This window comes from Acinetobacter sp. YH12040 (assembly GCF_013420005.1).
In the GTDB taxonomy this organism is placed as follows: Bacteria; Pseudomonadota; Gammaproteobacteria; order Pseudomonadales; family Moraxellaceae; genus Acinetobacter; species Acinetobacter amyesii.
Genome location: NZ_VOZB01000011.1, coordinates 82,930 through 95,604 on the forward strand (window position 1 = coordinate 82,930; position 12,675 = coordinate 95,604).

Here is a 12,675-nt window from a genome sequence, read left to right on the forward strand (position 1 = left end):
ATGGCAACCGAAATTAAAGCACCGGTATTCCCAGAGTCAGTTGCTGACGGTACAGTTGCAACTTGGCACAAACAACCAGGTGAAGCAGTATCACGTGACGAAGTGATTTGTGATATTGAAACAGATAAAGTTGTTTTAGAAGTTGTAGCTCCTGCTGACGGTACGATTTCTGCAATCGTTAAAAACGAAGGCGATACAGTTCTTTCTGCTGAAGTGATTGCGACTTTTGAAGAAGGTGCTGCTTCTGGCGCTGCTCAAACTCAAGCTGTTCAATCAGAAGAGAAAGTAGAACAAGCTGCTGCGCAAACTCAAGCGGGCGCTGCTCCTGTTGTTGAACGTGCTCAACCTGTTGCTGATCAAGCTCCTGCAGTGCGTAAAGCATTGACTGAGTCTGGCATTGCTGCTGCTGACGTTGCTGGCACTGGCCGTGGCGGTCGCATCACTAAAGAAGATGTTGCAAACCATCAAGCTAAACCAGCTGCTCCTGCTGCTGCGCCATTAAGCGTTGCTGTTGGTGAACGTATCGAAAAACGTGTTCCTATGACTCGTCTTCGTAAGCGTGTTGCTGAACGTCTACTTGCTGCAACTCAAGAAACTGCAATGTTGACTACGTTCAACGAAGTAAACATGAAACCAATCATGGAAATGCGTGCGCAATACAAAGATGCTTTTGAAAAGCGTCATGGTGCACGTCTTGGCTTCATGTCATTCTTCGTTAAAGCGGCAACTGAAGCACTTAAACGCTACCCAGCTGTAAACGCTTCGATTGATGGCAATGACATCGTTTACCACGGTTTCTACGACATCGGTGTTGCTGTATCAAGCGACCGTGGTCTAGTAGTTCCAGTTCTTCGTGATACTGACCGCATGAACTATGCTGAAGTTGAAAATGGTATCCGTGCATACGCTGGTAAAGCGCGTGATGGTAAATTGGGTATTGAAGATATGACTGGCGGTACATTCACTATTACTAATGGTGGTACTTTCGGTTCTTTGCTTTCTACACCTATCTTAAATACGCCACAAACTGCGATTTTGGGTATGCATAAAATCCAAGAACGTCCTATGGCTGTAAATGGTCAAGTTGAAATCTTGCCAATGATGTACTTAGCGCTTTCTTATGACCACCGTCTAATCGATGGTAAAGAAGCAGTAGGCTTCCTTGTAACAATCAAAGAATTGTTAGAAGAACCAGCTAAGCTAATCCTTGATCTTTAATACTTCAGAATAATGCAATGGGCTTAGAGCGATCCTCTAAGCCCATTTTTGGAGATACACATGTCTCAATTTGATTTAGTTGTTATTGGTGGCGGTCCTGGTGGTTATGAAGCTGCTATCCGCGCTGCTCAATTAGGCTTTAAAGTAGCTTGTATTGAAAAACGTATTCATAAAGGTAAACCATCTTTAGGTGGTACTTGCTTAAACGTGGGTTGTATCCCATCTAAAGCATTACTTGATTCATCTCACCGCTATGAAGATACCGTTCATCACTTAGATGACCACGGTATTACAACTGGTGAAGTGAAATTTGATCTTGCAAAACTGCTTGATCGTAAAGACAAAATTGTTAACCAATTGACGATGGGTATTGATGGTCTACTTAAAGGCAATGGTATCGAATGGTTAAAAGGTACAGGTAAATTACTTGCAGGTAAGAAAGTTGAGTTTGTATCTCATGAAGGTGAAACTCAAATTTTAGAACCTAAATATGTAATCCTTGCATCGGGTTCTGTGCCAGTAAATATTCCTGTTGCTCCTGTAGATCAAGACATTATTGTTGACTCTACTGGTGCGCTTGAGTTCCCAGAAGTGCCTAAACGTCTTGGTGTTATTGGCGCGGGTGTTATTGGTCTAGAGTTGGGTTCTGTTTGGCGTCGTCTTGGTGCGGAAGTTGTTGTATTTGAAGCAATGGATGCATTCTTACCAATGGCTGATAAAGCTTTGGCGAAAGATTACCAAAAAGTATTGACTAAACAAGGTCTTGATATCCGTGTTGGCGCGAAAGTTGCTGGTACAGAAGTGAATGGCCGTGAAGTTACTGTTAAGTACACTCAAGGTGGCGAAGACAAAACTCAAACTTTCGATAAATTGATCGTTTGTGTGGGCCGTAAAGCATATGCAGAAGGTTTATTGGCTGAAGATTCAGGCATTAAACTCACTGAGCGCGGTCTAGTTGAAGTAAACGATTGGTGTGCAACTTCAGTTGAAGGTGTATACGCAATTGGTGACTTGGTACGTGGTCCAATGCTTGCACATAAAGCAATGGAAGAAGGCGTAATGGCTGTTGAGCGTATCCACGGTCATGCAGCTCAAGTGAACTATGACACTATCATCTCTGTAATTTACACACACCCAGAAGCGGCGTGGGTTGGTTTAACAGAAGAGCAAGCAAAAGAAAAAGGCCACGAAGTTAAAACAGGTCAATTTGGTTTCGCTGCAAATGGTCGTGCAATGGCTGCTGGTGAAAACGCAGGCTTTGTTAAGTTTGTTGCTGATGCGAAGACAGATCGTCTACTCGGTATGCACGTGATTGGACCTGCAGCGTCTGACATCGTACACCAAGGTATGATCGCACTTGAGTTCGTATCAAGTGTTGAAGACCTACAGTTAATGACTTTCGGTCACCCGACATTCTCTGAAGTCGTTCACGAAGCTGCACTTGCAGTCGATGGACGTGCAATTCACGCGATTCAGCGTAAACGTAAATAAGATGTAAAAAGAGCGGCTTAGGCCGCTCTTTTTTGTTTCAGATGGTTGTTTTAATTTGAATAATCATCTAAAAATAAAGATAAGAAATATTTTAAGATTTAAAAAGGTTAAAGCTGCTTTGACGGATGTCTGGGCTTTAATGGGTCATAACAAAGCGAAGAAAGAGTAAAAGGTTGTTCAATGAATCTACACGAATATCAAGCTAAAGCGTTATTAAAAAAATATGGTATGCCAGTCCAAGAAGGCGTATTTGTAACTACCGCAGAAGAAGCAGTCAAAGCTTTTGAGCAACTGGGTGGTAAGTTTGCGGTACTCAAAGCCCAAGTGCATGCAGGTGGTCGTGGTAAAGCAGGCGGCGTTAAAGTCGTAAAATCTGCACAAGAAGCCACTGATTATGTGAACCAAATGGTCGGCTCACGCTTAGTCACTTATCAAACAGATGCATTAGGTCAACCCGTCAGCGGTATTTTGGTATCCGAAGATGTTTATCCTGTAGAGCGTGAATTGTACCTAGGTGCTGTAGTTGACCGTTCTAGCCGTCGTGTGACCTTTATGGCATCGACTGAAGGTGGGGTTGAAATTGAGAAAGTTGCAGAAGAAACGCCTGAAAAAATTATTAAAGTTGAAGTAGATCCTCTAGTTGGATTGTTACCATTCCAAGCACGTGAAGTGGCGTTTGCTTTAAACCTAAAAGATGGTCAAGTGAATCAATTTGTCAAAATCATGTCTGCGGCTTATCAAGCATTCATTGAAAATGATTTTGCTTTATTTGAAATTAACCCGTTATCCGTACGTGAAAATGGCGAGATTTTATGTGTGGATGCAAAAATTGGTATCGACTCAAATGCTTTATATCGCTTACCAGAAATCGCAGCACTACGCGATAAAACGCAAGAAAATGAGCGTGAGCTGAAAGCATCAGAATTTGATCTGAACTATGTTGCCTTAGAAGGCAATATTGGCTGTATGGTCAATGGTGCTGGCCTAGCGATGGCAACCATGGACATCATTAAACTCTATGGTGGTCAACCTGCAAACTTCCTAGATGTCGGAGGCGGCGCGACCAAAGAACGCGTAATTGAAGCCTTTAAAATCATTTTGGCGGATAGTTCTGTGCAGGGTGTATTAATTAATATTTTTGGCGGAATTGTACGTTGTGACATGATTGCTGAAGCAATTATTGCAGCGGTTCAAGAAGTAAATGTGACTGTACCTGTGGTTGTTCGTCTAGAAGGGAACAATGCAGAGTTGGGTGCAAAATTACTTGATGAATCAGGTTTGAAATTGATTTCTGCAAATGGCTTGGCTGATGCTGCAGAAAAAATTGTTGCTGCAGTAAAAGGCTAAGGGAGTAGAGATCATGAGCGTATTAGTTAATAAAGACACCAAAGTATTGGTACAAGGTTTTACCGGTAAAAATGGCACATTTCATTCAGAACAGTCAATTGCTTACGGCACAAAAGTGGTCGGTGGGGTGACTCCGGGTAAAGGCGGCACACAACATTTGAATCTACCCGTATTCAATACCATGAAAGAAGCGGTGCGTGAAACGGGTGCAACGGCAACCTCGATTTATGTACCTGCACCATTTGTCCTAGATTCAATTATTGAATCGATTGATTCAGGTGTTGAGCTGATCGTCGTGATTACGGAAGGCGTGCCGACACTCGATATGCTAAAAGCTAAACGTTATCTTGAAACTTATGGCAATAACGCACGTCTAATTGGTCCGAACTGTCCAGGGATTATTACTCCGGGTGAATGTAAGATCGGTATTATGCCGGGGCATATTCATCAACCAGGTAAAATCGGCATTATCTCGCGTTCAGGGACTCTGACCTATGAAGCTGTAGCGCAAACCACGAAGCTGGGTCTAGGTCAGTCGACGTGTATCGGTATTGGGGGAGATCCAATTCCGGGCATGAACCAAATTGATTGCTTAAAGCTGTTCCAAGACGACCCGCAAACTGAAGCGATCATCATGATTGGTGAGATTGGTGGTACAGCAGAAGAAGAAGCGGCTGAATATATCCAGTCGAATGTAACTAAGCCTGTTGTCGGTTATATCGCGGGAGTGACTGCACCAAAAGGTAAACGTATGGGACATGCAGGCGCGATCATTTCGGGCGGTAAAGGTACAGCAGAAGAGAAATTTGCTGCTTTTGAAAAAGCCGGTATGGCCTATACCCGTAGTCCTGCTGAATTAGGCTCGACTATGTACGAAGTTTTAAAGTCTAAAGGTCTTGCTTAAGTACGGTAAGTTTCTGTTAATAAAAACCCCTCAAATGAGGGGTTTTTTTATTTTTATTTAATAATAGTGATTGAATAGTAAAGAAAATTTATAAAATCAGCATATTCTCATTCATTATTAACACTTTAGTATGAATAATTAACCAAATTTAATCGGTCAAAATGTGATATAATGTGAAACACATCACATTAATTTAATTTGATGAATAATTACTCTTCTAACGTGAATAATCATGATTTATAAATCTTATTTATCTCGTCTATGTTTCTTGTCGATTTTTTCGAGCCTTCCTACGGTTGTATTTGCAGTTGATAATATTGATCAGCAAAGAGAACAAAGTGTTGCAGATATCCGTGTCGGTAAAGTGGATCAGGGATTTAACCAATTACAAGTTTTATTAGCGCAACATCCTGAAAATCAGAAGCTCATTGCAGATTACACGCTCCTGCGTTATGCAAATGCAACCTTTAGCTCTACAGATGTGGCCTACTTGGCGAAGATTAGTCCAACGACGTTTCCAGATTATGGCAAAGTCAGTGTCATCAAAGCTTTACGTGATCTTAAACAATATGATCAAGCCTTACAGTGGGCACAAAAATTTTATCAGCAGGATCAATCGGAACAGTGGTTGATTTGGCAGGGTGTGCTGCTGGCAGAATCAGGTCAAAAAGAACAAGCAAAACAAAAACTGGCAAATCTCAACTTACAGTCGCTTGGTGCAGATTATCTTTCGCAATTGGCCTATGCCTATCGATTATTGGATATGCCTGCTGAATCCCTCAATGCAGCGAAATATGCGCTAGCAAAACAGCCCAATGCAGATACCCAAGAACAGTACGTATTGGCTCTATTGCAAAATAGCGATTTTGCCACTGCACAAAGTTACATTCAGGCCAATGGACTCAATAGTTCTAAGCCAGTGTTGCAACATTTGCTCAAGATGAATGAGTTCTCGCAGCGTATTCAACAAGGCATTCAAGCTTCAAAAAATGCGTTTGATATGAAGCGTGGAGCAACGGCATTTGAACCACTAGATCGTGTTCTGGCTGAAATGAGAGCTTATGAAGACAAACTTCCTACAGATGAAGCCAGTAAACGTAAATTTTACTATGAATATATCTATGCCTTAAATGCACGTAATGCTTCAAAGCAGGCGCTGGCACAAGTAGAAAAAACAGGTCAAACAGCTAAAGAAATGCCTGCTTATGTACGACATGCTTTGGCAGACAGTTATTTAAAATTACGTCAACCTGAAAAAGCTGAGCCTTTATATCAGAGTTTATTTGCTGAAAAAAATTATGCGGACTATAACGTCTATGCTGGTTTGTATTATAGCTTGATCGAACAAGAAAAATTTAAACAAGCCAATCAGTTAATCGACACTATGGACAAACAATTGCCGACCTTTGTTTATAGTAATGCGAAAGGGGTGGATAAGGCGCCACACGATGATCGTACTGAATTTATTGCGTTGAAGGGATTGAACTATGCTTATCGCAATGAACATGAAAAAGCTGAACGTTATTTCAATGACTTAACCGCAAAGGCTCCCGGCAATATCGGTTATCAAAATAATTTGGCATTAATTCAACGTTGGCGTGAAAAACCAGAGCAATCCCAGCACACTTTGGCACAGCAGAACAGCTTAGAGCCCATTTCACAGGGAACGCAAATTAACCGCATGCAGAATTTCCAAGCCTTGAGTCAAATTCAAGCTTGGCGTGAACTCAATCAATATATGGTCAGCCATGTCGGTGATGATACGGGCGTAAAAAAAAGTAAAAAAGAATTGGATGATCGAAATCGTGCGTCAATTCAACATCAAAGTACCTTTGCGAAAAGTGAGTCTGATGATCCTCGTGTACAAAATCGCCTGAAAGGTTCACGTGAACAGGAAAACTGGACGCGCATCAATAGCCCATGGTTTTACGATAATTATCGACTCTTTGTCGATCATAGCAACCGTTGGTCGAAGTATGAGTCTGGCAAATTAAAAGACCAGCGGATTGGCATGGGTTTAGAGTGGGCTTCGGATCGTAAAGCTGCATCTGCATTATTCTCTCAAAGCACCGATGGCGACCGTTTTGGTGTGCAATTAGATTGGTCACATTGGCTGAATGATCATTGGAACTATGCACTGGGTTATGACAGCCAAGCGGATATTCCATTGCAATCTTTGGCACAGGACCACGATGGGCAGGCTTATCGTTTTGCATTGAACTGGCAACAAAATGAATCACGCAAAGCAGGTGCAAGTTATCAATTGAGCGATATTGATGATGGCAATCTACGCCAAGAACTGTCTGGGTATTTTAAACAGCAATTCCAACAATCTCCGCATCATCTTTCTGCGGCAACACTGCGTGGTTATTACGGGAAAAATGATCCGGTTGATGTGCCTTATTTTAACCCTGAACATAGCTATAGCGCTGAAGTGACATTGGAACATGATTGGATGACATGGCGTGACTATGAACGTCATTTTAACCAGCACTTTGCAGCAACGATCGGTACCTTCGGACAAAAAGGCTACTCAAGTCGTCCGATTTATAATTTGTATTATCAACATGATTGGCAGCTCTCGCGCACGTGGAAACTGAACTACGGCATAGGTTGGGGTTCACATCCGTATGACGGAAAAGATGAAGATCGTAGTTATGCAGTTGTTGGTTTTGAGGGGCGCTTCTAATGAAAAATACATTAATACACCGCATGTTGAAGCAAAGCTTAGTTCTAGCTGTGACTTTGCCCATCAGTACGACATATCTTTTTGCTGACAATAATGTGCCAAAAACTGCAAATTTGGCGATGCCTGATCTTGATGAAAGTACCGCACATAACCAATTTGTAACGCTGACCTTTCATGATGTTCGAGATGATGTTGCCAAACGTGGTGATCGAGATGTCTATGCGATTAGTACGCAAAATCTTGGGCAATATTTTGCGTGGATTAAACGAGAAGGTTGGCAACCCATTCGTTTAGAAGATGTCATGCAGGCTCGCTTACAAAAGAAAAAGTTACCTGAAAAGGCGCTGTTATTAACTTTTGATGATGGTGCGCTAAGTAGTTATAGCAAAGTCTTTCCATTGTTAAAGCAATATCAATTTCCTGCAGTTTTTGCTATTCCAACCAGTTGGATTAATGGCAATACCAAAGATGCTTATGAAGCTTATGGTGTGGGTAATTTGATGAATTGGGATCAAATGCGGGAAATGCAAAAGTCGGGATATGCCGAATTTGTGTCGCATTCGGATGATCTGCATCATGGTATTTTGGCAAACCCACAAAAAAATATGGAACCTGCTGCGATTACGCGCCAGTATTTTCCAGCTCAAAATCGTTATGAAACCGATGCTGAGTTTGAGCAGCGTATTGTGCAAGATTTGAAGAAATCTAAACAAGAACTCGATCGTCAACTGGGTATTCATAGTATGGCGATCTTCTGGCCATACGGTGCAGTTACACCTGAAATTGAGGGATATGCACGTAAAGCAGGACTGCCCATGTCCTTTAGCTTAGGTAATGTGGTCAGTCAGGCAGATTCGGTGCATACCTATCAGCGTGCCTTGATTATGGATAACCCAACACCAGAGTTTATCCACCAAAATATGGAAGACTTTATCGTTGAAGCTCGTGCGCCTTATAAACAACGTAAAACATTCCTGAATTTTAATTTGGCTGAATTACAAGCACCAACGGCTGAGCAATCAGATCAGAAATTGGGGAGATTATTAGATCAGGTCAATGCGTTAAAAACCAATACATTGCTTTTAAATGCCGCTGTTGATCATGATGGTGACGGTAAAATTGATGCCTTATTTTTCCCAAATTCAAAACTACCGATGCAACAAGATTTACTGAATCGCACTGTGTGGCAAGCCCGTACACGAATTGGTAATCGAGTGTATGCTCAGCTCCCAATCAGTTTGGAATTACAGCAGGGGATTAATTTGGCAGACCTAACGGCAGATCTATTGAAAAACAATAGTTCGCTTGAAGGTTTAATTATTAACACCGGTAACAGCTTGGACTGTGCAATTCATTCAGCACAGTGGTCAGCCGCATGTACTGAGCAAGTGCAAAAAATTATTGCAATTAAAGAGCGTAGTAAGGCGCAAGCGCATTTTTATTCCAATATTAGTAATGATAACCAAACTGCACTTAAAGTGAATTTAACTGGACATCAATTTTCTGGATTAAAACCGTTGGTGACTCGTGCCCTAACAGCATCGGACTTTCTGTATTTAAGTATTAACCCGGGTCAGCATCCGCAAAGTTTTAAAGCTTTTATGTCCGCATTGAAGACTTTGAATACAGAGCAAAAGCAACGCTTGATTGTCAGTTTAGATATCAATCCAAATATGAGCGAGAAAGATTGGGTGAAGTATCAGCAAAACTATCAGGCTTTACGCGCAGCGTCGGTTCAAAAAATCGGACTGAATAATTATCAGCTTCAGGATGGCGAACGCGTTCAACATCACCTATATCAAAGCATCAGCTTGAATGGCAGTCCACTGACTTACCGTGATCCGTATATACAAGGAGGTCAGTAATGCAAGAATGGGAACTGAGTTTTAACGATCTGTTTTTTGCCTTTGCTTTCCTATATCCCTTGTTTATGGCGTGGATTTGGATTGCTGGAGGCGTGTGGTTCTACTTAAAGCGTGAATGGAAACAACCTGAACTTCCCGTGCCAACTGAGCAAGGCTGTAGCATCATTGTGCCTTGCTTTAATGAAGAAGCACAGGTACGTGACACGATTCGATATGCGATGCAGAGCCAATATCCAAATTTCGAAGTGATAGCGGTGAATGATGGAAGTAAAGATCGAACCGCTGAAATTCTAGACCAATTGGTACTCCAATATCCTAAATTGCGTGTGGTGCATTTGGCTGAGAATCAGGGTAAAGCGTATGCATTACGTGCAGGCGCGATGGTCAGCCAATTTGAACACTTGATTTGTATTGATGGTGATGCATTATTGCACCCGCATTCGGCACTTTGGATGATGCATCATCTGACCAGTTTCCCACGCGTGGGCGCTGTAACGGGTAATCCACGTATTGTGAACCGTTCAAGCATCTTGGGTAAAATTCAGGTCGGTGAATTTTCTTCGATTATTGGCTTAATCAAGCGATCTCAAAGAACCTATGGTCGTATTTTTACAGTATCAGGTGCAATTGCAGGTTTCAGAAAAACGGCACTAGACCGCATCGGTTATTGGCGTGATGACATGATCACAGAAGATATTGACGTGTCATGGCGTTTGCAGTTCGATCATTGGGATTTGCACTATGTACCGCAAGCCCTTTGCTATATCTATATGCCAGAAACCTTCAATGGACTTTGGAAACAACGTTTACGTTGGGCTCAAGGCGGCATCGAAGTGTTATTTGCTTATTTACCTAAAATATTTAAATGGCGTTTACGTCGGATGTGGCCGATTGCATTCGAATCTATCATTAGCGTGATCTGGGCATATGTCATGTTCAGTATTTTTGTCTTGTATTTTTATGGTCTATTTTTCTCATTACCGGGTGAGTGGGCGATTCAATCACTTTTACCTCAATGGTATGGGGTGATTTTAGGTGTAACCTGTTTATTCCAGTTCCTCGTGAGTTTATGGATCGATCGCGCTTACGACAAAAAACGCTTACTGCGAAATTATTTTTGGGTGATTTGGTATCCCTTATTTTTCTGGATCTTAGCCATGCTGACCACGGTCGTTGCTTTGCCAAAGACTATTTTTAAAACCCAAAAGCGTGCGCGTTGGGTCAGTCCAGACCGTGGATTTAGAGGGGAGGAAAACAATGAACCAAGTTAATTTACAAAATCAGAAGCCAGTTGCAAATTCAGTTTTTAAAATTATTCAAGATGAATCATTGCTTGAATTACCTGAATATATTGATAAACCTGAATACGTCAAACGCAAGTCAGCAGGCTATGGTCTGATGGCAGTTGGGTGGATGCTTTGGATGTGGTTGTTTTTACCGCTATTAACCCTTGTGTTTTGGTGGTTTGAAGGCACGGTGGTGTATTCACAGGTTATGGATCAGTCCCAACCGATGACCAGTTTAACGATCATGAAATTGATTTTCTCAATCGGAATCTTTATTTGCTGTCTATTTGTTTGGGCAAGTTATAACTGGCTGCGTTTTCACGGTGAAGACCGACGAAAGGCGCCTGAGAATGCTCAAGATGAAGATTTGGCGAAAAGCTTTCACGTAAAATCCAGTGATATAGCGACAATGCGAAAATCGAAAAATATCACCTTACACTATACGGATGAAGGTCAATTAGAACACTATAAAATCAACAGCTAATCAGGCGTTCTTCATTAGATCTAAGGTTTTAGATCTGATGATGTAGGCATTGGTATCAGTCCGTAGCTAGGGCAGGTGCAAATGCCTTTTTTATTTGCTGTGCATCTGGATGATTTTGCACGAAATCATCTGGATAATACCCAATATGTTGCACACCATGTTGTTCTAGTAAACGGATGGTGTCTGTGAGCTCCTGATTAGAAATGGGTTTTTGATGATTCCAATCGGTCACTTGAAGTTCAAAAATAGTACGGCTTAAATTAGGGTCATATTTTTTTGCACGTTCGATCAAGTTTAAATAAAACTGACGATGGTCATCTGCCTTTTCCATATAGGGCATGGCCATGATGGCGTTGTAATCATAATGTTGATACGTGCTGGCATTGGACTGGCTAAACCATTTTTCACTGTTCGGGTTCAGCACAGCTTCAGCATACATATTGCGAGCAAAATGTAATTCAGGTTGTTGCTGTTTTAAAATCTGACTAATGCCTTCAGCAAATTGGTCTAAATAGGCGGTTTTGTAGCGTGAAAATTCAAGTTGCTGCGCATGCTTTGGCTGTCCAATCAATTGTTGATCGAAGCCCCATGTTTTGTAGGTCTGAAGCGCTGCGGTACTATTATCCTCAAAATCATTGAGAGTGATATCGTCATGATAAAGAATGCCATCCACTTTATTTTGCTGAATAAAGTCTAGAAAAATTTCTGCTGTGTATTGTTGGTTTCTCGGGTCAAAGGGTGATATCCGAATATAACCTTTTTTTTCACTTTGGCTTTTTACATATTGCAGAGGGTATTGTTTCGGAAACTCCCACGCAATTAAAGGCAGCCATGCATATACAGTTTTTACTTGAGTCTGCTGTCGTATTTCGTGCAAAACACGTTGAAATAAATCTGAGCGCATTGGGATATAGCGATTTTTAAAATACACCGCATCAGCCGAACCATTGGCATCAGGGTCTGCAAAAGCTTGTAGAAAAATCGTATTGGCTTCAATGTGACGGATACGTTCGATCAATGCACGGATATTTTGTTCTTGTTGAGCCTGATTGGCATCATATACATAATCTAAGTCGATATGCATGATGCGCATACGTTTTGTAATGCTTGGCTTTTGTATATCGCTGGTCAAGGTTTGATGTAAAGGATTGGCTGATGCATATTGCTTGACCAAATCTTGTATTGGGTGGTGGGTAATATGTACCGTTTCAGCACTGCTACAGCCTGAAAAGACCAAACCGAAGCAGGTCATTAGACCTATTAATTTTTTAAAGGGGCGTAGGGAAGTAACGGCATTTAAGGAAGAAGTCATATTTATACTTGCACTGAGCGTATTATCATTCGTAAATGTTTTCATCGCATATTTTGCTGCACGTTTTAGCAAGTACAGC

9 protein-coding genes are annotated in these 12,675 nt (G+C 41.6%); 8 read left to right on the forward strand and 1 reads right to left on the reverse strand.

Translation table 11 applies throughout. From position 1 onward, the window contains the following. The 8 genes from odhB to pgaD all read left to right on the forward strand — a co-directional run bounded on the left by odhB (window position 1) and on the right by pgaD (window position 11,284). Window positions 1-1,218, forward strand: a complete 1,218-nt coding sequence (gene odhB / locus FTT99_RS12810; protein ID WP_111884404.1) for a 2-oxoglutarate dehydrogenase complex dihydrolipoyllysine-residue succinyltransferase — start codon at window positions 1-3, stop codon at window positions 1,216-1,218. A gap of 60 nt (window positions 1,219-1,278) precedes the next feature. Then, complete coding sequence (lpdA, locus tag FTT99_RS12815; protein ID WP_078192989.1) at window positions 1,279-2,709, forward strand: dihydrolipoyl dehydrogenase; 1,431 nt, start codon at window positions 1,279-1,281, stop codon at window positions 2,707-2,709. A gap of 180 nt (window positions 2,710-2,889) precedes the next feature. Next, window positions 2,890-4,056, forward strand: coding sequence for an ADP-forming succinate--CoA ligase subunit beta (sucC, locus tag FTT99_RS12820; RefSeq protein ID WP_078192988.1), 1,167 nt, complete (start codon window positions 2,890-2,892; stop codon window positions 4,054-4,056). Between the two features lie 13 nt (window positions 4,057-4,069). Beyond that, the gene (sucD, locus tag FTT99_RS12825) at window positions 4,070-4,960 is read left to right on the forward strand and encodes a succinate--CoA ligase subunit alpha (protein ID WP_180121689.1); all 891 of its coding nucleotides are present in this window, start codon (window positions 4,070-4,072) and stop codon (window positions 4,958-4,960) included. A gap of 232 nt (window positions 4,961-5,192) precedes the next feature. Beyond that, window positions 5,193-7,649, forward strand: coding sequence for a poly-beta-1,6 N-acetyl-D-glucosamine export porin PgaA (gene pgaA, locus FTT99_RS12830; protein WP_180131599.1), 2,457 nt, complete (start codon window positions 5,193-5,195; stop codon window positions 7,647-7,649). Then, window positions 7,649-9,514, forward strand: coding sequence for a poly-beta-1,6-N-acetyl-D-glucosamine N-deacetylase PgaB (pgaB, locus tag FTT99_RS12835; protein ID WP_257229295.1), 1,866 nt, complete (start codon window positions 7,649-7,651; stop codon window positions 9,512-9,514). The genes pgaA and pgaB (FTT99_RS12835) overlap by 1 nt, the downstream gene beginning before the upstream one ends. Beyond that, on the forward strand, window positions 9,514-10,785 hold the full coding sequence (pgaC, locus tag FTT99_RS12840; RefSeq protein ID WP_180131597.1) for a poly-beta-1,6-N-acetyl-D-glucosamine synthase: 1,272 nt from the start codon (window positions 9,514-9,516) through the stop codon (window positions 10,783-10,785). The genes pgaB (FTT99_RS12835) and pgaC overlap by 1 nt, the downstream gene beginning before the upstream one ends. Continuing rightward, window positions 10,772-11,284, forward strand: a complete 513-nt coding sequence (pgaD, locus tag FTT99_RS12845) for a poly-beta-1,6-N-acetyl-D-glucosamine biosynthesis protein PgaD (RefSeq protein ID WP_180131595.1) — start codon at window positions 10,772-10,774, stop codon at window positions 11,282-11,284. The genes pgaC and pgaD overlap by 14 nt, the downstream gene beginning before the upstream one ends. Window positions 11,285-11,339: 55 nt before the next feature. On the opposite strand, the gene pgaB (FTT99_RS12850) is transcribed toward pgaD, so the two are convergent. Then, on the reverse strand, window positions 11,340-12,596 hold the full coding sequence (gene pgaB / locus FTT99_RS12850) for a poly-beta-1,6-N-acetyl-D-glucosamine N-deacetylase PgaB (RefSeq protein WP_180131592.1): 1,257 nt from the start codon (window positions 12,594-12,596) through the stop codon (window positions 11,340-11,342). Between the last annotated feature and the right edge of the window lie 79 nt (window positions 12,597-12,675).